Genomic DNA, 20,975 nt, shown 5'->3' with positions numbered 1-20,975 from the left:
CGGTTTGATGATTAAAAATATAAACAAATAGATACCGCTAACATTCGTTAGCGGTATCTATTTTATATCAACTATAGCTTTTTGAAACTTTTGACAAAATGAAAAAGTGCCTGCGCAATATTCTGGCTTTCTTGTTTTTTTTCATCCTTGTATTATTAGGTGGCTTTTTTGTTGCCGATTATTTCTTTCCGCTCTCTATTACAAACAATAAAACCACACAAACCATTCTTGCTCAAGATGGTACACCACTTTGGCGCTTTGCTGATGAAAATGGTGTTTGGCGGTATCCGATCAAATTAGATGATGTGCCTAATGACTATCTTGATGTGTTATTGAATTATGAAGATCGTCACTTTTATGATCATGTCGGTATTAATTTTGCTTCGTTACTGCGAGCTGCTTGGCAAAATATTACTAATAAGCGCATTATTTCGGGTGGGAGCACTATTTCGATGCAGGTTGCAAGGCTGCTCGATCCACATGATCGTACAGTGATAGGTAAGTTGAAGCAAATATTTCGAACATTGCAACTTGAGTTGCATTTTACCAAAGACGAGATTTTAACTTTATATATTAACCGTGCACCATTTGGTGGCACTATCGAAGGCTTGGGAGCGGCGAGTTGGTCTTATTTTGGTAAAGCTCCAAAGGCGTTAACACGTAGCGAGGCGGTATTATTAGCGGTATTGCCACAAGCACCAAGCCGTTTGCGCCCTGATAGATATCCTAAGCGCGCCAAACAGGCTCGAGACAAAGTTTTAGCAAGGTTAGCCCAATACCAAGTATGGTCATCTGATATTATAGAGCAAGTCAAAAAAGAAGAGGTCTGGGTTTACCCACGTAAAAAGCCACAACTTGCGCCGCTGTTAGCTCGAAGATTAAATCAACAATACCCAAGTATTGATATTATTCATTCAACTATTGATCTATCTCTACAATATAGTCTTGAAGATATTGCCAATAATCGTAAAAACCAGCTACCCCAAAAAACTTCGCTGGCTATTTTAGTTGTCGATCATACCGATATGTCAGTAAAAGGTTATGTTGGTTCGGTTGATTTTAATGATAAAGAACGGTTTGGTCAGGTTGATATGATAAGTGCACTTCGCTCACCTGGATCGACATTAAAGCCTTTTATGTATGCACTCGCGATTGATGATGGTATGATTCATTCTGAATCGCTATTGCAAGATACACCTCGAATTAGTTCTGATTATCGGCCTACAAATTTTGATGAAGATTTTTATGGTCCAATCAGTGCTTCAGAAGCATTAAAAAATTCATTAAACTTACCTGCGGTTGAGTTAATTGAGCTTTATGGTCCTAAAAGGTTTGCTGGCAAGCTTGCTAGTATCGGCTTACCGCTTGAGTCTAACGGTAATAATCCTAATATATCGTATATATTAGGTGGTGCATCGTTAAGGATGGATAACTTGGTCAGCGCCTATAGTGCCTTTGCTCGTCATGGACAAGTCAGCCCTTTACGTTTTACACAAGATGAACCATTGTTAAATAGGCCATTTATTAGCGATGGCAGCGCATGGATCACAAGGCAGATGCTAATTAATAATCATCAACTTGTCTATAAAACAGGTACTAGTTATGGCTATCGTGATGCTTGGGCGGTTGGTATGAACCCTCGTTATTTAATTGGTGTTTGGGTTGGTCGTCCAGATGGAACCCCTGTTGTTGGACAATACGGCAGTATTACCGCGGTGCCGATTTTACAACAAGTTAACTCGTTATTATTAAATAAAGAGCGACGACTCAATCGACCATTACCTTTATTAACAAAACCGGCAACGGTGACTTCAGCAAAAATTTGTTGGCCATCAGGGCAAGTTCTGCCAGCAAACGATGAAAACTGTCACCGTCAGAAAAATGCTTGGATATTAAATAATATGATTCCTCCAACGCTTGATACGCTTACGGTGCTTAATAACAATATCTACCGCTCAGGGTGGGTCACTATTTGGGTTAATAATGAGGGCAAACGTGTATCTGCGGATTGTAACAATGCACACAAAAAACAGATTGCATTATGGCCAATAGCGTTAGAAAATTGGCTGTTACCGAAAGAACGCAGGCAATCGCTATTTCCTGAAATGGATAAAGATTGCCCCGTGTTTGGTAAAGATGTCTTTTCACCACTTAATATTATTGGCCTGCGAGATAAACAATGGGTAAAACGTTTACCTGGGCAACAAGATGTCACCATTGATGTAACACCTCAAGGCGGTTCAGGTGATAAATGGTGGTTTTTAGATGGTAAATTGATTGAGCAAACGCATGACGATCAAAAAGTTGCTTTAACGGTAACTCAAATAGGTTTACATCATCTATTACTATTAGATCAAAGTGGTCAAATTTTACGATTGTCATTTACCCTTGATTAACTAGGAGCAAGCATATGACTATTGAACGAACATTATCCATTATCAAGCCCAATGCCGTTAAAAAGCAATTGATTGGTGAAATTGAAACCTGTATCAGCCAAGCAAAACTTAACATTATTGCCCTAAAAATGCTTAGATTAACGAAAGAGCAAGCTGAGGGCTTTTATGCAGAGCATCAAGGTAAATCATTTTTTGATAAATTAGTTAACTTTATGATATCTGGCCCGATAGTTGTTCAGGTTCTTGAAGGCAATAATGCCATTAAACGTTATCGGGAATTGATGGGACCGACTGATCTATCTAAAGCAACCGCAGGCACTTTACGGGCTGACTTTGCTGATAGTATGACCGAAAATGCCGTACATGGTTCAGATTCTTTAACCTCGGCCGAAAAGGAAATTGCTTACTTTTTTGTTGATAGCGAGATAGTTGGGTAAATCAATTTTATAAAATAGCGGTTGTATTGCGTATTACCGTTATCCGAGGATTTTTTTTATAATGATTGATATAACTTTAAGTTATAACCATGTGAGTATTTGTTATTTATTCATTTGATTCTTTGTTGCTAGACTTTAACTGAAAATAACATAACCTTTATTAGGGAGAATCAGGATGAAATTGTTGACTAAATCACTAACAGTGGTCGCATTAATAAGTAGTTTGTTAGGTGCAAATTCAGCTTACGCAGACCGCCTTGATGACATCGAAAAACGCGGGGAAATCAAAATAGCCGTGTTTGATAGCAACCCGCCATTTGGATATGTTGACGAAAAAACCAATAAAATTGTTGGTCTTGATGTTGATTATGCAAATGAAATCGGTAAAGCACTCAATGTTAAAGTTGATCTTGTCCCAACCAATCCAGCTAATCGAATTCCATTATTAACATCTCAAAAAGCTGATTTAATTGTTGCGAATTTTACTGTTACAGATGAACGGGCAAAAACCGTTGATTTTAGTTTGCCTTATTTTGCGACTGGTCAAAAATTTATAGCAAAAAAAGGTGTTTTAAAATCAGTCGATGATTTAAAGAACCTTCGAATTGGTGCCGATAAAGGTACGGTCATGGAAATCACGCTGCGCGAAAAATACCCAACGGCTAAAGTGATTTCTTATGATGATACGCCATTTGCTTTTGCGGCATTACGTAATGGTGTGGTACAGGCAATTACTCAAGATGATGCCAAATTAATTGGTTTACTCGCTAATGTACCAGAAGAACAACGCGCAGCATTTGAAATTTCGCCATTTAGTATCACCCAAGAATATCAAGCAGTTGGTATACCAAAAGGGGAAGATCGCTTAAAAGAAAAAGTGAACCAAATTTTATTAACACTTGAAAAAGATGGTCAAGCGTTAACAATTTATAACCGTTGGTTTGGACCTGAAACCACATCAGCAATGCCTCGTGGTGACTTTAAAATAGGTAAAGGTCAGTAAGTTATGCACGAGCAATTACTTGAATCCCGTTATTGGTGGTGGTTATGGGATGGTTTTTTAGTTACGTTAGCTATCTCATTGCTTACTATTGTCTTTTCAACATTACTGGGTTTTTTATTAGTTATTGCTCAACAAAGTCGAATTAAGATTATTCAAGGGATTGTAATGGGGTATAACGCAATTTTTCGTTATTCCCCATTATTACCTCAACTCTTTTTTTGGTATTTTGGCGAATTTATTACCAGTTGAATTTAAGTTATGGCTATTTGATGAACCACAAATTTCGTTGTTCTTTTTTTCACTGAAAATGCCGTCCTTTGAATTTATAATTGGTTTAGTTGGTTTAACGTGTTATTCCAGTGCTTTTATTGCCGAAGAGTTTAGAGCCGGTATTGCTGGTGTAAGGCAAGGGCAAGGACAGGCTTCATTAGCATTAGGGTTAACTTGGTGGCAAAGTATGCGATTTATTATTTTACCGCAAAGCTTTCGTATTGCCTTTCCGCCTTTAATTGGGCAGTATATGAATATTATCAAAAATTCGTCATTAACAATGGCTATTGGTGTACTAGAGCTTTCTTATGTATCACGCCAAGTCGAAACCGAATCATTAAAAACCTTTCAAGATTTTGCCATTGCGACTTTATTATATATTTTGGCAATAGTGATGGTTGGAACTTTAGGTAATATTTATCAAGCAAAACGATTACAAATAGGTAAGGTGTAATCAATTATGGAACTTAAAGGTTTAGAGGTTATTTATAACAATTTAAGTTATATGATGTGGGGAAACTTTCCCGGAGGCATTTTTTTAACGTTGTTAATGAGTTTTGCTGCAATTATCGTTTCAACGCTGTTAGGTATTTTGGCCGGTGTAGGGCTGACAGTCTTAAAAGGAACAGTACGCTATTTATTAGTTGGTATACTTGGTTTTTTAAGAGCAATCCCTGTTATTATGCTTATTTTTTGGACTTACTTCTTATTACCTGTATTGCTTAATGTTGATGTGCCAGCTATTGCAACGGTGATATGTGCACTATCTTTAATTGGTGCTGCATATATTGGTCACTCAGTGCATGCCGGCATGATTGCAGTGGCTAAAGATCAATGGCAAGCAGCATTTTCATTAGGATTGACTAAAAAGCAAGTTATTCTATTTATCATTTTACCACAAGCTCTTAAAATGATGTTGCCGTCTTTTGTCAATCAGTGGGTATCACTTATTAAAGATACGTCTTTGGCTTATATTGTTGGGGTGGCGGAATTTACTTTTATAGCTACTCAAGTTAATAATCGTAGTATGGTTTATCCAACTGAGATTTTTTTATTTGTAATTATTGTTTATTTTATTATTTGCGCATCGCTTGATTTTGCTGTTTCGATTTTGCCAAAATGCCGATTATTTCATTCTAAATAATTTTCTATCTATCTGTATTAGCCTGTTTAGTAAATAAGAATTTTATTAAGGTTCTTTTAAGGTTTATGCGTTAAATTATTAATAATTTAAATAAATATAGGTAAATAGGTTATGTGGTGCGATTTTAATACCCAACTATTTCTATTAATTAACGCTTCGGATAAAGCGTCGAGCCTGTTTATTTATTTTGCTATTTTTTGTGCTAAATATTTAGTTTATATCCCTATTATTATTATGGCAGTATGCTGGTTTATCCGGCCTTTTTATCGGCAATTAGTACTAAAAACGGTAATTAGTTTAGGTGTGGCGTTGTTTGTCACTTTTATTATTCGTCATTGTTTTTATTCGCCACGTCCTTTTGCTGTTGAAGTTGGAACCCATTATTTTTTCCACGACAACACAAGCTCGTTACCAAGCCAACATGCGGTATTTGTATGGACAATTTTTTTCACTGTTTTATTCAATGACAAATGCCGCTTTAAAAGATTTTTATATTTATTTGCTCTAATTGCAGTACTTGTTAGCTGGAGTCGAGTTTATCTTGGTATTCATTGGCCATTAGATATTGCTGTTGGATTTCTTGTGAGTATTATTTCGGTGTATTTAATTAAAAAATTTTGGATAATCATTAATAAATTGCTCAATCGATGGTTTTCTTAGTAGAGACAATTTTCTGCTTTAGATATACCGAACACTGTATATAATGAGAAGTTGAGCATTTTGAGTAGTTTTAATATCCACATTAAGGTAGTCAACAATGAAGATATTAATTGTCGAAGATGATAGCTTGCTACAAAAAGGGTTATACGATGGTATAACATCAAATGGTTATGTCTGTGAAGTTGCATCAAATGGAAAGCAAGCTGAACAGTATATCCAATTTGGACAATTTAGTTTGATTATTCTGGATTTAGGGCTGCCTGATTGTGATGGACTCGAATTGCTGATCCGCTGGCGGAAAAATCATATCTCAACCCCTGTGCTGATTTTAACTGCTCGCGATACTATCGAAGATAGAGTCGATGGTTTAGATAATGGTGCTGATGATTATTTAATTAAACCTTTTGCCTTAACTGAATTATTAGCTAGAGTAAGAGCGCTAATTCGTCGAGATCAAGGTACCGCTGATAACCTTATTAGTTATGGCTCCATTACTATTGATATTAAACAGAAAAAAGTGACTCTTAAAAACCAAGAAGTGGTTTTAACGCCAAAAGAGTTTATTGTATTGTCTCGATTGATGTTAAAAGCTGGCGAAAAGGTGCATCGCGATTTATTGCAAAATGATCTTTATGATTGGCAAAGTGATCCTAGTTCTAATGTTCTTGAAGTTTATATACATGGATTACGCAATAAATTAGGTAAAAATTTGATTCGTACAGTACGAGGCTATGGTTATCAACTTAATCATGACTGTTGATAAGTCGATTAGTTTAAATTAGATAATTAAATTATGATTTCAAAATCACTGAGTAATATACGCCATAGTATTCGTTGGAACCTTTTTTTTACTTTGGGCTTTATTATGTTGGTTTGCCAAATTATAACTGTACTTTGGTTATGGCATGAAAGCAAAGAGCAAATTGATGTTCTAGTTAACTTAACGTTAAGTCAAAATAAAATCAATGAAGTCGTTGAGCATGAAGAACTTGAAGCTATTTTTGCTTTATTTTGTTCAGCTTTTTCAATGATGTTAGTGACACTATTTTTAGCATACCAAGCCATCAAGCGGATCACAAAACCGCTTGAAATTTTAGAGCAAGATCTCAATCAACGTACCGAAGAGAACCTCAAACCCATTATACCCATAAGTAATATGCGTGAAATTAAATCTATTACATCAGTATTGAATAATCTTTTTATTAGGCTCAATGCAACATTATCTCAAGAACGGCTTTTTACTGCTGATGTCGCGCACGAAATGAGAACACCTTTAGCAGGGATTCGTTTGCATTTAGAATTGTTAGAAAATAAAAATAAGATTGATTGTAGTGAATTAATCAGTCGTATAGATCGTTTAGTCAATACCGTCGAACAGCTATTAATGCTTGCACGAGCCAGTCAAAAATTTACAGTTGGACAATATCAACATATTAATTTTTATAATGATATTGTGATACCGTTGTCTGATGAGCTAACAGAATTGACTTCCCAAAAACAGCAAAAGCTTGAGTGGTATATGGCGAATAAAGATTTGAACTTTAATGGTGATGCAACTTTGATAAAACTTTTAGTACGTAATTTAGTCGAAAATAGTTATCGTTACAGTCCAGATAATACCAAAATCTTGGTAAGTTGTTATCAAGATAAAAAAGACATAGTTATTACGGTCGAAGATGAAGGAAACGGCATTGATGAATCTAAGAGCGAACAACTGACTCAAGCCTTCTTTCGCATGGATCGTAAGCATAATGGTATTGGGCTTGGCTTAAGTATTGTTAATCGTATTGCTAAATTACATCAAGGTCTATTTACCTTAAAAAATAGACCTAATAATGTGAAAGGTGCTATTGCACAATTTCGGATTACTGATTCACCTCGTCAACTAAACGAGTGATTAAATTATTGTGGCTATTTTCTTTAATAATTGAGGCTAAAAAACGTTGCCAAGTTCGTTCAATTTTAGCTTTCGCAAAAAAAGAAATATAATTAGCGATGGGAATAAGGGTTGAATTACCGATATTGTCGATAATAATCAAGCGGCTTTTATCTGCATTTAAATGCTGAAATAAGATATTCTTGCTTTTGATTGTCATTGTAATAATGCGGTCTTTTAATAAAGCTAATTTTAAATTTTTTAATGAGATAACTAAATCATCATAATATTGTTTAGTTAATTTATTATCAGCAAGATATTTTTCAAGCGGTATGGCTATTTCACCATTATAATCTCGAATAAGCTCGAAAACATGGCCTTTACCGTAATTGGTTGAAACTGAGCCATAATATTTTGCTAATGCATCAAATGCAATATTACGTCTAATAAGGTGTTTATAATAAGCTATTTCGCGGTTTGTTTCTTCTTCTGCACCGTCATTGTAATTAACTTTAATGCATTTATTAGGATCTATTGGATGATGATAGCATTTGCGGTGTAATCCTTTGCCTATATAATCATCTTTAGAAAGTAGAATTTTATTGTCCATTTATACCAATGTGTCGTTATTTAATGTTAAACCAAATTTTAACAGTAAGCGTTTCTTCTCGCCATGATTTTTTCTTTTTAACTCTAGCGCTTTTGTATTATTTCTGTATAATACTGCCACCCACGTTACGACAATGTTCTTCCCAACGTTGTTTGCGATTGTCGACATTAATATGGCCACTCGAAGGGGTGAGTTGATTAATAGAAACAATTAAAAAGTGTAAATAAATCAAAATGATTTATTAACGTGAGATTAATTACAAATTGGATAATTACGAATGAGTACTTTTTCAGCTAAACCAGAAACAGTTAAACGCGACTGGTATGTTGTTGATGCAGCAGGTAAAACGTTAGGTCGTTTAGCTACTGAAATCGCAAGCCGTTTGCGTGGTAAACACAAAGCAGAATATACACCACATGTTGATACAGGTGATTATATTATCGTTATCAATGCAGAAAAAGTTGCTGTAACAGGCAAAAAACGCACTGATAAGATCTATTATCGTCATACTGGTTACATCGGTGGACTTAAAGAAGCGACTTTTAAAGAAATGATTGAACGTCATCCTGAACAAGTCATCGAAATTGCTGTAAAAGGCATGTTACCGAAAGGTCCTCTTGGTCGTGCAATGTACCGTAAACTAAAAGTTTATGCTGGTAATGAGCACAATCATGCGGCACAACAACCGCAAGTATTAGATATTTAAGGGGATAAAAGATGGCTGATAATCAATATTACGGTACAGGTCGCCGCAAAAGTTCCGCTGCTCGTGTATTTATCAAACCAGGTAGTGGTAACATCGTTATTAACAAACGTTCATTAGAGCAATACTTTGGTCGTGATACTGCTCGTATGGTTGTTATGCAACCGTTAGAGTTAGTTGAAATGACTGACAAACTTGATCTTTACATTACTGTTAAAGGTGGTGGTATTTCAGGTCAAGCTGGTGCAATTCGTCACGGTATTACTCGTGCATTAATGGAATATGACGAAACTTTACGTTCTGCATTACGTCAAGCAGGTTTCGTTACTCGTGATGCACGTCAAGTTGAACGTAAAAAAGTGGGTCTACGCAAAGCACGTCGTCGTCCACAATTCAGCAAACGATAATTGTAACGTCGAAGAAACATTACAAGAACATTACAATTATATTTCAAAAAAACCCAGCATTAGCTGGGTTTTTTTATGCTAATTTTGAGTATTAGAAAAAATAATTTGTCGGTTTTCTGAATAAATTTAAATGAAAAATAGTTATTTATAAAAAAAATATTATTTAACTTAATGAATATAAATAATTTTATTTTGTTCTATGTTCAAATATATGCTGTTTTGTGTTTTTTGCCAATATTTGATCTTTATGAAAAGAATGCAATAAAATTCATTTTTTTTAACAAATTTGTTATCTAATTTGTTAGAATAGTAATCATAAAAACTTATTTTAATTTTTGTATATTTGGAGTGGATATGGTTGTTGCTGTTAATAAGCGTTCTGTGATGACATTATTTTGTGATACAACAGATATTTACGGGCATCAGATCCGTTTTGTTCTGGCAGAAAAAGGGGTAACGGCCGAAATAGAGTTTGTAACGGCAGATAATTTACCTCAGGAATTGTTGGATCTTAATCCATATGCTTCAATTCCAACATTAATTGACCGAGATCTTACGTTATATGAACCACACATTGCATTAGAATATCTTGACGAACGCTTTCCACATCCGCCATTAATGCCTGTTTATCCAATTGTGCGTGCTAATTCTCGGTTAACAATGTATCGTGTAAAAAAAGAGTGGTACAGTGCTTACGAAACAATTATTGCTGCGCCTAATAGTGATGAAGCTAAAATAGCACGAAAAAATCTTCTTGATGATCTTGTTTCAATTTCAATCATGTTTAAAGAAAAAGATTATTTTATGAGTGATGATTTTACATTATGTGATTGTTATTTTGCCCCATTACTTTGGCGTTTACCATTAATTGGTATTGAATTACCAAAAGTGGCTGAAAAGAATTATTTAGCTTATATGGCGCGAATTTTTGAACGTCCAGCTTTTGTTAGTTCATTAACCGAAGAAGAAAAAAGAATAAGAGCATAATCAATTAAATTTATCTTTATTTACGATAACTTTAGACAAGGTAGCCTTAATGGAACTTGAGCAAATGACTCCACGTCGTCCTTATATATTTAGGGCTTTTTATGATTGGATACTAGATAACGACTTAACACCTTATATTGTCGTTAATACATCGGTATACGGTGTATTAGTACCGCAAGAATTTATCCAAAACAATCAAATTATATTAAATATTGCTCCACAGTCGGTTGGTCAATATTTAGCGACTAATGAGCAAATTGAATTCAATGCTCGCTTTTCTGGTGTGCCTCAACATATTGTGGTGCCAATGGCAGCAATTGAAGCAATTTATGCTCGTGAAAATGGTGTTGGAATGGGATTTGAGGATGAACCACAATATCACGCACAGCGTGAAGCCTCATCTCAACAAACTGAACAAGTTAAGCCAAAAACCAACCCATTTCGTGTTGTAAAATAGTTATTTTTTGTTATCTAAAATTTTACGAAATCCAACAAACTATAAATATTATCGTTGTGCACTATTAGTGAGCAACGGTAATGTTTGTGTATAAAATTTAGTTGGCTAAAACAGTACGATAAGTAATAAAATATACATTGATATTTAGGTATAAAGTATTTTTAAATTGATATCTTTTTTAAGCTATTGAGTAGTGTATAAGCATAGACATAATGGTAGTATTTTGTTATCTCGGAGCTTGTTGTTGTAAGTATATACAGGCTAATTATATTAGTTACAACTAAAGGAAAGAATTAATTATGATAAATTTAAATCAAATCACGGTATTGCTTAGGGGATCATTAGGCATACTACCTATGATTCCTATGCTGGCTAATGCCACAGTGAATATTAATGATACTAATATTAGTAATTACCGTACTACAGGAATTAGCACTCTCCGTAGTAATGACGATATTTTGATAGAGACCTCTTCTGCCACTGGACCACATATTAACATAAGTACTAATGGAGGAATAGGACTTGAATCGAATAGAAGAAGCATAACTGTTGGAGCACCAGGTAGCACTGATAAATTTATTATTAAAGGAAATGTTGTTGGTAACCCGGATTCTTTTTATGGTATTGCCGTAAGACAATTGGGTCGAATAGTTTCTAATAGTGAACTCGAATTCAATATAGTTGATGGTACAGGTATTTATATCTCTAGTGGCTCGGAAGGATTATTCCAAAAAAAGGTCAGTATCACAGGTACAGGAACAGGTGGTTTCTACGGTATACGTAGTCACAATACATCATCAACATCCGAATCTAAAAGTGAGTTTAATGATAAAGTGTATATCACTTCTTCAGGTCAAAATAGTTCGGGCATTATTTCTATTAAGTCTAATAATCCTAATGCACTAGCCTCTCATTTAATTTTTAATGATAATGTTACTATTCATATGACGGGGCAAAGTGGTATTGGTATTAACACGGGAGTCGAACCTGGAAGACCAAATGCTAATGTAAGCTCTACTGTTAATTTTAATAATGGATTAGATGTTATTACTGAACATGGTACAACGATTTATTCTAGTCAACAAAACGGTAAAGTGAATATTAACAGTGGTTCAAATATAAACAATATTATTTCTCGTGATAGTCAGCAATACAATGCAATACAAGCCGATATTGGTGAAATAAATATCGATGGCAAAACAAATCTTGAAGGTGATATTTATGCAAGGACTACTGCCAATGGCAGGGGCATTATTAATCTCAACCTTACCGATGGTTCAACGCTATTAACTGCGATGGAAAATAATGTATTAACACCGTCAAGTAAAGGTGATATTAATTTATCTCTTCTAGGTAATCAAAGCCAATGGAAGATGACTGACAATTCATCCCTAGATTCATTAACGTTAGGCAATGATTCTAAAATTAGCTTTGGTTACAGCTATGCAACGCCAAGCTCAGTGGATGTTCTTAATAGCACTAATGCGATGAGATTAGTGACAAATTCATTAGCTGGTAACGGTGTGTTTGAAATGCGAACTGGGATTGGCCAAAACATAGCCAATGATTTACTTAAAGTAATTGGTACTGGCTTGGCTACAGGTAATCATAAAATTACGCTTATTGATGATAAAACAGGTGCAAGCTCGGTAACAGGAAATGAAAGAATAACACTTGTTGAGACCGAAGGTGGTAGTGCTGTTTTTGGTCTGTCATCACAGTCTTTTGATGTTGGTCCTTATCAGTTTAATACCTTAACTAAAGTTAATGGTACTCGTGGCGCAGGTACTGAAGATTGGGTTTTATCTGGAACACTACTTCCTCAAAATGGAAACAATAATAATAACAATAATAACAATAACAATAATGCTGGTGGTAATGGAGTAGGTAATGGTAACAACCCTAACAAACCAATAGCTCAAAAACCGCTATTAACTCATACCGCGCAAAATGCCGCCAATATTCTAAATTCAAGCTATTTAATGAATTATGTTGAAACCCAAACATTATTGCAACGAATGGGTCAACTTAATATGAATAATGGCGCCAGTGGTGATACATGGGGGCGAGTCTATACAGGTAAATTAAGTTCATTTAATGATAGCCGTTTGTCTAATTTTGATATGAACTATTATGGTTTGCAACTAGGTGTTGATCGACAACTTGATAATGATAACTACGATATCTATTACGGTATTATGGGAGGCTTTAGCCGAGGTAACATTGATCATAACGTGGGCGATGGCAACACTAAAAGTTATTCTGCTGCATTATATTCTACAATGCAAACGCATAGTGGCTTATATGTCGATAGTTTAGTGAAGTATATGCGAATGGCAAATAAATTTAATAGTCGTACTGGTGGTGGTTATAACGTTAAAGGTGATGGCGATACAGACGGATTTTCAGTTGGCGCCGAAGTTGGACAACGCTTTTACTCGTCTGAATGGTATATTGAGCCACAAGCACAGCTAACGTATTCTCGCCAAAATAACACAACAATTAAAGCAACTAATGGATTAAAAACCAAATTAAGTAGCTATAACTCATTAATTGGTAGAACTAGTGTTATTTTAGGTTACGAAATACAAGACGCTGATAACCCAGCAAATATCTACTTTAAAACTGGTTATCTAAAAGAATTTGATGGCGAAACAGCTTACACCTTTAATCATGTAGCTAAAGAAAAATATGATTTTGGTGGTAACTGGTGGGATAACGGTATTGGTATCAATATGCAATTTAACAAAAATCACCAAATTTATGGTGATATCGTTTATTCACTTGGTAACAAGTTTGATCAAAAACAAGCAAATGTAGGATACCGTTACAGCTTTTAAATAAATCAACATGACTTTGTTTTGTTTGTATAACAAAATAAAACGTTCATAAGAATAACAATAAAACCCATTGATCATCTAGGTTAATGGGTTTTATGGTATTTAACTATCATAAAGTTTTTACTTAAAAATCTTTCAGGAAACACATTTATTTCACTAATATTTTTCTATTTTCATTCGAAATAAAAAGCTTATACAACATTTATAAAGTTCCGTCCCCTAGCAAAACCATAAATAAATGCTTTAATAACAGCTATTTATCCATCCAAAAAATGGTTGGGAAAGTATTGATTTTATTTAGTTGTTTTAAATCTAAAGCGACTAAATAAAACTTTTACTAAAGCATTGCTTGGCAAGTAAATCTTTACAAAAGTTAACAAAAAAAGACTGAGTCTTTATTTCCTTGTAGAATATAATTTTTATCACCAGACAAATGTCCGCATCATTAAACGAGCAAACAATCCTAAAATTCCCATAAAAATTTATTTAATAGGTAGATTGTTATGTATTTTAATTACTCAGTGTATTTTTTTTGTTATCAAGGTTATTGTAGTCATCAAGATTCATCACGAGCTTTATTTTTACCACTTAATTTAGTGAAATTATTAGCAATTTCACTGCGGTCGATATTTTTATTAAAATCACCATTGGTCTTTTCAGCCTTGTTATTCTTTTCTTCGTTTAATGCACAGGCGTTATCGGTTTATACATCAAAAGCTATTGAGGGGAGTGCGCCATATTTAACGTTTGATGGGGGGCAAACTAGGGCGACTTCAACGGATAGTTTATTGTCTATTAAGTTGCAGGATGGACGAATTATCACACCATCGACTAATACATCAAGTGCAACAAATCCAATAATATTACCTGCAGGAAGTACTTTGGGTAATATAGATATGTTAGTTCCGTCATCAACTAATTCAGTGAGTTTAAATGACTTAATTACTCAAGGTAACTGGGGGGATGATGATGGTGATGGTCTGGGTACAAGTGGTGTAACGGCTACTGGGAGTATATCGGTATTATTTACGGATAAAGAAGATCGAACAGTAAGTCGTAGTGATACATTAAGTATATGTAGTGCTCCTTATAAGGTAATATTAACTAGTACTGCTGGTAGCTTAACCACACGTTATGGTGTGCCAAATAGTAGTACTTTTGTTGGAGGTACTGCGACTTATTATATCAAGCCGGATTCTTCTGGTAGTTGTTACTCTGTGCAATCAGTCAGGCCGAATTTGTTATTGGGTGGCACTACAGGCATCGATTCTTACGACAACCCTCGTTATGCAGGCCCATCTAACATATGGAGTTCAACAAAGGGTTTCTTCACTCAATCTACAAATTCGTCATCTTATGGTCTAAATTTTCCGACAACGGGTGCTGATGGATTGTATTTTGATTTACTCATAGATGGAGTCGATGCAAGTCAATTGACATGGCCTCCGGTCACGCGTGGTGGGATAACGGCTACCGTGACAAGTGTAACAGCTAATGATAGATGGATCCCTAGTGCTGATAGTGGAAAAATTGTCGCACGTGTTAAGTTAAATGGTCCTAGGGCGAGTGATGCTCAGATAAACGTAGCTAATCCTAGTCCTTTAATACCGCCATCTTTGCCGCAGACCTTTGAGTTGGTCGGTAGGGATAGTTATGGTAGGGAGGTGAGGTACGGATTTGTCTTAAAGCAGTGGTTCGTCAATCGGGGTAATCAACTGGGTTATCAGTCTGACCAAATATCTTGGTGTAGTCGTTTAGGTTATCGTGTACCACAGGTTAGGGAGTTAACTAACGCGAAGTGTGGTGTTAATACAGACTTTCCATGTATAAACGGCATAGATGGCGCTATGCCTAGCTCATCTGATAATTGGTACCAGCGACGAATAGGAGCAGGATTTTTCACAGAATGGGGCCACATGTATCACTATGCTGATGCAGGTTTCGTCAACGGCAATGCCTGGGCAAGCGACTCTACAGGTAGCAATGGTCTCTCTGTCTACTCGGGCAACGGTGGCGTCTACAACGGCATTGCCAGCTACAATCGTTATGCCCTTTGCATCGCACCTTAGCTTTTATTTCTTGGTTATTAATCCTGAGGTCGCAGGGTGATTATGGTGCAAGAGGACAATCTAACAAAGAACAGCGCCCTCGGGAAGTTGGGGCGCTTGCGGTTTAAATTGGTATTCTATTTTAGCGCGGTAAGATTTCGGACGTGGTCACGGTAGCTATTTTGAACACTAAACTGCAAACGTCCGAAACCACTGCATCTAATTCATTCTATCCACCAACAAAAAAAGCCTTATTTCCACCAAAAATTAGTCAGAAAAGGTATTGATTTTATTGAAGTTTTTATTTGGGCTTTTATTCAAAAAACACTACCAAAACCATTCTCCAAAGTACGCCAACTCAGGCTTTAACAAAACTTTAAAATTTTTAACAAAAAACTAGCGCATTATTAATCAACCGGTTATAATTTCAGCGCTTTCAAAGCAAGGGAACGCTCATTAGCTGAGCAGAAAATCATAAAAAATGTAAATAAAACAAAAAATTACTTGACAGGATGATCGAAATGCGCTACCATGCCTGGCATCTGGCCTGCCAAACCTATGCCCTAAATCTTTTTCAATATTATCGTAGTCTAAAACAGACTCAATTCTTATTATTATCATCGAAGTTATTGCGCTTGACGTTCTCGCTGAGGTTATTGGTTAGATTGTTGCCAAATCCAAGGTACTTACCTTTCTTATTTAAATTATCTAAGTCGCCATTGGTCTTCACATCGTTGTTGTTATTGTCGTATTCGCAAAAATCGCAGGCGTTATCGGCGCAAACCACAAAGGTAATTGAGGGTAGTGGGCCGTATTTAACGTTTGATGGGGGTCGAACTAAGGTAATTTCAGCGGATAGTTTATTGACTATTGAGTTGCCTAATGGTATTACCATCAGTCCATCAACCAATACTTCAAGTCCGACAAATCCGATAAGATTAGTTAATGGAAGTACCTTTAATGATATACACATGTTGGTGCAGTCTGGGGCGAATACCGTGAATTTAAGTAACTTAATTACTCAAGGTAATTGGGGTGATGATGATGGAGATGGTCAGGGTGCTAATGGGGTAACAGCATCAGGGAATATATCAGTAAATTTTACTGATAAGGATGGTAATACTGTCAATCGTAGTGATACATTAAATATATGTAGTGCCCCTTATAAAGTAACATTAAGTAATACAAATGGATATTTACAAACACAGTACGGAGTTCCGAATACAAGCAGTTTTAGTGGTCAAACAGCGACATATTATATCAATCCGTATGACAGTGTTGTTCGTGTTTGTTACGCAAGGCCGAATTTATATTTTGGCGGCACTGGTGCTATTGTTTATGGTCTTAATGACGATTCTATCTTCTCCGGTCCATCTAACATATGGAGCCCTACAAAGGGTTTTTTAACTCAGTCAACGAGCTCATCATCTTATGACCGAAATTTTCCGACAACGGGTGCTGATGGGGTGTATTTTGATTTAGAGTTGCCTGTTGGGGTTGATGGAAGTCAGTTGACGTGGTCTGTTGTCACGAATGGTAGCATAAGGGCAACGGTGAGTTGGATAAGGCCAAACCAATCCAACAATTACGACATTTGGATTAGAGATAAATCCCAGTATGTGACACGGGTAACGTTAAGAGGTCCTAGGGCGGATAGCACTCAAATACAATCAGATAATCCTAGTCCGCTTACTCCGTTGCCATCTTTGCCGCAGACCTTTGAGTTGGTGGGTAGGGATAGTCGAGGTAATGAGGTGAGGTATGGATTTGTCTTACAGAAGTGGTTCGTCAATAGGGGTAATAACACGGGTAATCCGTCTGAACAAATGTCTTGGTGTAGTCGTTTGGGGTATCGTCTTGCTAAGGTCAAGGATTTAACTAATGCGGTTTGTTCTGGTTTGAATGTTGATCCAAATTATCCTTGTACTGGCGCTATCGGAGCCACGCCTAGTTCATCTGTTAATCGTTACAAGCGTCACATAGGTGCAGGTTTTTTTACGGAGTGGGGCATCATGTACAACTACGCTGATGTGGGCTTCATCGACTACAACTACTGGACAAGCGACGTGTCAGGTAGCAATAGCTTTTATGTTTACTCGGTCAGCGGCTTCGTTGGCAGCAGCAGCGTATCTTTCAACAATTACGCTGTTTGTACCGTACCTTAGCTTTTATTTCTTGGTTATTAATCCTGAGGTCGCAGGGTGGTTATGGTGCAAATAGAGGATAATCTAATAAAGAATAAAGCCCCCGCGTAAGTTGGGGAATTTTCACTTAGGGCTGCGCTGTTGCGGTTTAAATTGGTATTCTATTTTAGCGCGGTAAGATTTCGGACGTGGTCACGGTAGTTATTTTGAACACTAAACTGCAAACGTCCGAAACCACTACATCTAATTCATTCTATCCACCAACCAAAAAAGGCCTTATTTCCACCAAAAACCGGTCAGAAAAGACATTGATTTTATTAAAGTTTTTTGGGTGTTTTTTATTCAAAAAACATCACCAAAACCATTTCCCAAACATGCCAACAAAAGCTTAACCGCCCACAATTAACAAAAGCTTTACAAACTTTTAACAAAAAAACTAGCGTATAATTAATCAACCGGTTATAATTTAAGCGCTTTCAAAGCAAGGGAGTGCTCATTAGTTGAGCGGTTAATTATAAAAAATTTAAATAAAACAAAAATTTAATTGACAGGATGATCGAAATGCGTTACCATGTATGGCATATGGCATATGGCATATGGCATGCCAAACCTATGCCCTAAATCTTTTTAATTTTCACCGTAGTCGAAATCAGAATCAATTCTTATTTTCATCACAGGGGTCATTTCGCGTAGCGGAATCGGTGGCTTTATCGGCAGGTTTACCGCCAAGGTCGAGGCACTTACCTTTTCTATCTAAGTTTTCAAGCTTGCCAAGCTTACTTAGATTATTTAGATTCCTTAAATCCGCGTTGTTCTTCGTGGCATTGTTATTGTCCTATACGCAGGGGGTACAGGCGTTAACGGCACAGACATCAAGGGTCATAGAGGGTAGTGCGCCGTATTTAACGTTTGATGGAGGACAGACAAAGGCAACTAATACCGACACTTTTTTGACAATAGAGTTGTCAGATGGAAGGCGTATCACGCCATCGACAAACACATCGAGTCCCACAAATCCGATAAGATTACCCAATGGTAATTTTACTTTTAATGATATACACACAGTGGTACCGGCATCGGCCCCATGGATAAATAGAATGTATTCAGTAGGTATAAGTGATTTGGTTAGTCAAGGGAAGTGGGGAGATGATGATGGAGATGGACAGGGAGTCAATGGAGTAACAGCATCAGGGAGTATATCGTTAGTAATAAAGGATAAGAATGGTCGAACAGTAAGTCGTGGTGATACATTAAGTATATGTAAAGCGCCTTATAAGGTCACTTTAGATAGTACAGGGGGAACTTTAGAGACCCGTTATGGTGTGCCAAAAAGTAGTACATTTAACGGAGGAACAGCGGATTATTATATCACTTTGCCGTCACAGCCTGTTATCTGTTCGGTCAGGCCGAATTTGTTGTTGGGTGGTACAACTGGCATCAATTCTTATGATAATCCTCGCTATGCAGGCCCAGCTAACATATGGAGTCCTACTAAGGGCTTTTTAGTTCAGTCTACAAATCCATCATCTTATGACCTAAACTTTCCAACTACAGGTTCAGATGGATTGTATTTTGATTTGGATGTTGGTGGGGTAGATGCAAGTCAGTTGAGTTGGACAGTAATCACAAGTGGGTAGTATAAGTGCAGCGGTGAGTTGGACAAGGCCACGTTCTGGTACATTTACAGACCCAGAAGGATATACCAGACAAGCTGATCCATGGATTGGAGATAAATCCAGTTATGTAACACGGGTAACGTTAAGTGGTCCTAGGGCAACTGATGCTCAAATAAACTCAAGTAATCCTAGTCGGCTTACTCCGTCGCTATCTTTGCCACAGACCTTTGAGTTAGTCGGAAGGGATAGTCGAGGTAATGAGGTGAGGTATGGATTTGTGTTGAGGCAGTGGTTCGTCAATCGGGGTAATAAACGGGATACCTTGTCTAACCAATCCACTTGGTGTAGAAGTCTGGGTTATCGTCTTGCTAGGGTAAGGGATTTAACCAATGCAGTCAGAACTGGTAGTTATCCTATTTTTGGCGCCTCACCATCCTCATCTGACAATAATTACATGCGTCACATAGGTGCTGGTTTTTTCACGGAGTGGGGCATCATGGTCAACTACGCTGGTGCGGGCTTCGTCAACAACTACTACTGGACGGGCGATGCGACAGGTAGCAATGGCTTCACTGTCCCCTCGAACTTCGGGCTCGTCCACAGCAGCGGTACCAGCCGCAACCGTGATGGCCTTTGTACCGCACCTTAGCTTTTTTTCTTAGTCCTTAATCCTTGGGCCGCGGGGGTGGTTATGGTGCAAATAGAGGATAATTTAACAAAGAATAAAGCCCCCGCGTCAGTTGGGGCATTCCCTTAGGGTTGCGCTGTTGCGACGAAGCCACAATCGCGCCGTTCCCCGCCGCCAACGCTGAAAGCGTAGTTGGCAATCCTAGTGATTATGCTGTGGCGGTTTAAATTCGTGGTCTATTTATAGTACGGCAAGGTTTCGGACGTTTTGACCTTTAGTGAACAAAATAGCTACAGTGACCACGTCCGAGCTAAGGGAATTAGAGCGAATTCCCTTAGCAATCCCGCGCTTTGGCTGCAGAATGTGGCCTGCGGCTACGCTACTCGTATCATCCTGATACTCGCCTCTTCGAGGCCATCTTCGCTTTGCTCAGATGTTCAAATTTATTCCAGACAAATTTGTCGTTCCAGACGGAGAATAGCCTCGCCAAACATCCCGTTTGGCGTGCTAACCTCACTCTGTTGTCGGCACATTCTGACGCCGGAATAAGACAGACAACATAATCTTAGGTGTTTTTTGGTGAATTGTTTTTTGTTAAAAAACAATGTAATTGCATCCAAAAAGTGGTCAGGAAAGGTATTGATTTTATTGAAGTTTTTATTTTGATGTTTTTAAGATAAATCAATCACTTACACAATCTAAGTAAAGCGCCGGTAACTAACAAATCAACAAAACTACGAATAGAGCGC

The 20,975-nt window shown here is 36.9% G+C and carries 17 protein-coding genes and 1 pseudogene; 17 read left to right on the top strand and 1 reads right to left on the bottom strand.

Annotation, left to right across the window (positions count from 1 at the left end):
• Positions 1-98: 98 nt before the first annotated feature.
• The 8 genes and pseudogenes from pbpC (at position 99) to pmrB (ending at position 7,807) form a co-directional block, all read left to right on the top strand.
• Positions 99-2,396, top strand: a complete 2,298-nt coding sequence (pbpC, locus tag ACYIAJ_RS05980; protein WP_483559962.1) for a penicillin-binding protein 1C — start codon at positions 99-101, stop codon at positions 2,394-2,396.
• Between the two features lie 14 nt (positions 2,397-2,410).
• Complete coding sequence (gene ndk / locus ACYIAJ_RS05975) at positions 2,411-2,833, top strand: nucleoside-diphosphate kinase (protein WP_483559964.1); 423 nt, start codon at positions 2,411-2,413, stop codon at positions 2,831-2,833.
• 169 nt (positions 2,834-3,002) lie between these two features.
• On the top strand, positions 3,003-3,836 hold the full coding sequence (locus ACYIAJ_RS05970) for an ABC transporter substrate-binding protein (protein ID WP_446718913.1): 834 nt from the start codon (positions 3,003-3,005) through the stop codon (positions 3,834-3,836).
• Between the two features lie 3 nt (positions 3,837-3,839).
• A pseudogene (locus ACYIAJ_RS05965) lies at positions 3,840-4,560 on the top strand (amino acid ABC transporter permease).
• Between the two features lie 6 nt (positions 4,561-4,566).
• Positions 4,567-5,250 (top strand): amino acid ABC transporter permease, encoded by a 684-nt coding sequence (locus ACYIAJ_RS05960; protein WP_483559966.1) that lies wholly within the window; start codon positions 4,567-4,569, stop codon positions 5,248-5,250.
• 111 nt (positions 5,251-5,361) lie between these two features.
• Positions 5,362-5,910, top strand: a complete 549-nt coding sequence (locus ACYIAJ_RS05955; protein ID WP_483559968.1) for an undecaprenyl-diphosphatase — start codon at positions 5,362-5,364, stop codon at positions 5,908-5,910.
• Positions 5,911-6,007: 97 nt separating this feature from the next.
• Entirely contained in the window at positions 6,008-6,670 is a 663-nt protein-coding gene (gene pmrA / locus ACYIAJ_RS05950; protein WP_483559970.1) for a two-component system response regulator PmrA, read from the top strand.
• 33 nt (positions 6,671-6,703) lie between these two features.
• Positions 6,704-7,807 carry a two-component system sensor histidine kinase PmrB gene (pmrB, locus tag ACYIAJ_RS05945; RefSeq protein WP_483564478.1) on the top strand — a complete coding sequence of 368 codons (1,104 nt, stop codon included), beginning with the start codon at positions 6,704-6,706 and terminating at the stop codon, positions 7,805-7,807.
• On the opposite strand, the gene ACYIAJ_RS05940 is transcribed toward pmrB, so the two are convergent.
• The gene (locus tag ACYIAJ_RS05940; RefSeq protein WP_483559974.1) at positions 7,776-8,396 is read right to left on the bottom strand and encodes a YrbL family protein; all 621 of its coding nucleotides are present in this window, start codon (positions 8,394-8,396) and stop codon (positions 7,776-7,778) included. The two genes, pmrB and ACYIAJ_RS05940, sit on opposite strands and share 32 nt — an antisense overlap.
• Before the next feature lie 277 nt (positions 8,397-8,673).
• Between ACYIAJ_RS05940 and rplM the strand changes: the two genes are divergently transcribed.
• The 9 genes from rplM to ACYIAJ_RS05895 all read left to right on the top strand — a co-directional run bounded on the left by rplM (position 8,674) and on the right by ACYIAJ_RS05895 (position 20,247).
• Positions 8,674-9,102 carry a 50S ribosomal protein L13 gene (rplM, locus tag ACYIAJ_RS05935; protein WP_065566227.1) on the top strand — a complete coding sequence of 143 codons (429 nt, stop codon included), beginning with the start codon at positions 8,674-8,676 and terminating at the stop codon, positions 9,100-9,102.
• Between the two features lie 11 nt (positions 9,103-9,113).
• Positions 9,114-9,506 carry a 30S ribosomal protein S9 gene (rpsI, locus tag ACYIAJ_RS05930; protein WP_034915459.1) on the top strand — a complete coding sequence of 131 codons (393 nt, stop codon included), beginning with the start codon at positions 9,114-9,116 and terminating at the stop codon, positions 9,504-9,506.
• A 354-nt stretch (positions 9,507-9,860) separates the two neighbouring features.
• The gene (locus ACYIAJ_RS05925) at positions 9,861-10,493 is read left to right on the top strand and encodes a glutathione S-transferase N-terminal domain-containing protein (protein WP_091350867.1); all 633 of its coding nucleotides are present in this window, start codon (positions 9,861-9,863) and stop codon (positions 10,491-10,493) included.
• 49 nt (positions 10,494-10,542) lie between these two features.
• Positions 10,543-10,950: a ClpXP protease specificity-enhancing factor gene (locus ACYIAJ_RS05920; protein ID WP_483564477.1), complete on the top strand. Its 408-nt coding sequence runs from the start codon at positions 10,543-10,545 to the stop codon at positions 10,948-10,950.
• Between the two features lie 299 nt (positions 10,951-11,249).
• A complete protein-coding gene (locus tag ACYIAJ_RS05915) occupies positions 11,250-13,790 on the top strand; it encodes an autotransporter outer membrane beta-barrel domain-containing protein (protein ID WP_483564476.1) in 2,541 nt (846 codons plus the stop codon).
• 503 nt (positions 13,791-14,293) lie between these two features.
• Complete coding sequence (locus tag ACYIAJ_RS05910; protein ID WP_483564475.1) at positions 14,294-15,859, top strand: hypothetical protein; 1,566 nt, start codon at positions 14,294-14,296, stop codon at positions 15,857-15,859.
• 500 nt (positions 15,860-16,359) lie between these two features.
• The gene (locus tag ACYIAJ_RS05905) at positions 16,360-18,003 is read left to right on the top strand and encodes a hypothetical protein (protein WP_483564474.1); all 1,644 of its coding nucleotides are present in this window, start codon (positions 16,360-16,362) and stop codon (positions 18,001-18,003) included.
• Positions 18,004-18,557: 554 nt separating this feature from the next.
• Positions 18,558-19,619 (top strand): hypothetical protein, encoded by a 1,062-nt coding sequence (locus ACYIAJ_RS05900; RefSeq protein WP_483564473.1) that lies wholly within the window; start codon positions 18,558-18,560, stop codon positions 19,617-19,619.
• Positions 19,612-20,247, top strand: a complete 636-nt coding sequence (locus tag ACYIAJ_RS05895) for a hypothetical protein (RefSeq protein ID WP_483564472.1) — start codon at positions 19,612-19,614, stop codon at positions 20,245-20,247. Before ACYIAJ_RS05900 ends, ACYIAJ_RS05895 begins: the two co-directional genes overlap by 8 nt.
• Positions 20,248-20,975 lie beyond the last annotated feature (728 nt).

It is taken from the genome of Gilliamella sp. X-46 (genome assembly GCF_057063525.1).
The sequence above is the reverse complement of the archived record's forward strand: the minus strand, read 5'-3'. Positions and strand labels throughout refer to the sequence as shown.

Coding starts and splice junctions, on each gene's coding strand:
- ACYIAJ_RS05905 (WP_483564474.1), top strand. CDS start 16,360: ATGCGCTACCATGCCTGGCATCTGGCCTGCCAAACCTATGCCCTAAAT.
- pbpC (WP_483559962.1), top strand. CDS start 99: ATGAAAAAGTGCCTGCGCAATATTCTGGCTTTCTTGTTTTTTTTCATC.
- ACYIAJ_RS05925 (WP_091350867.1), top strand. CDS start 9,861: ATGGTTGTTGCTGTTAATAAGCGTTCTGTGATGACATTATTTTGTGAT.
- ACYIAJ_RS05915 (WP_483564476.1), top strand. CDS start 11,250: ATGATAAATTTAAATCAAATCACGGTATTGCTTAGGGGATCATTAGGC.
- ACYIAJ_RS05940 (WP_483559974.1), bottom strand. CDS start 8,396: ATGGACAATAAAATTCTACTTTCTAAAGATGATTATATAGGCAAAGGA.
- rplM (WP_065566227.1), top strand. CDS start 8,674: ATGAGTACTTTTTCAGCTAAACCAGAAACAGTTAAACGCGACTGGTAT.
- ACYIAJ_RS05920 (WP_483564477.1), top strand. CDS start 10,543: ATGGAACTTGAGCAAATGACTCCACGTCGTCCTTATATATTTAGGGCT.
- ndk (WP_483559964.1), top strand. CDS start 2,411: ATGACTATTGAACGAACATTATCCATTATCAAGCCCAATGCCGTTAAA.
- ACYIAJ_RS05960 (WP_483559966.1), top strand. CDS start 4,567: ATGGAACTTAAAGGTTTAGAGGTTATTTATAACAATTTAAGTTATATG.
- pmrA (WP_483559970.1), top strand. CDS start 6,008: ATGAAGATATTAATTGTCGAAGATGATAGCTTGCTACAAAAAGGGTTA.
- ACYIAJ_RS05955 (WP_483559968.1), top strand. CDS start 5,362: ATGTGGTGCGATTTTAATACCCAACTATTTCTATTAATTAACGCTTCG.
- pmrB (WP_483564478.1), top strand. CDS start 6,704: ATGATTTCAAAATCACTGAGTAATATACGCCATAGTATTCGTTGGAAC.
- rpsI (WP_034915459.1), top strand. CDS start 9,114: ATGGCTGATAATCAATATTACGGTACAGGTCGCCGCAAAAGTTCCGCT.
- ACYIAJ_RS05910 (WP_483564475.1), top strand. CDS start 14,294: ATGTATTTTAATTACTCAGTGTATTTTTTTTGTTATCAAGGTTATTGT.
- ACYIAJ_RS05900 (WP_483564473.1), top strand. CDS start 18,558: ATGGCATATGGCATATGGCATATGGCATGCCAAACCTATGCCCTAAAT.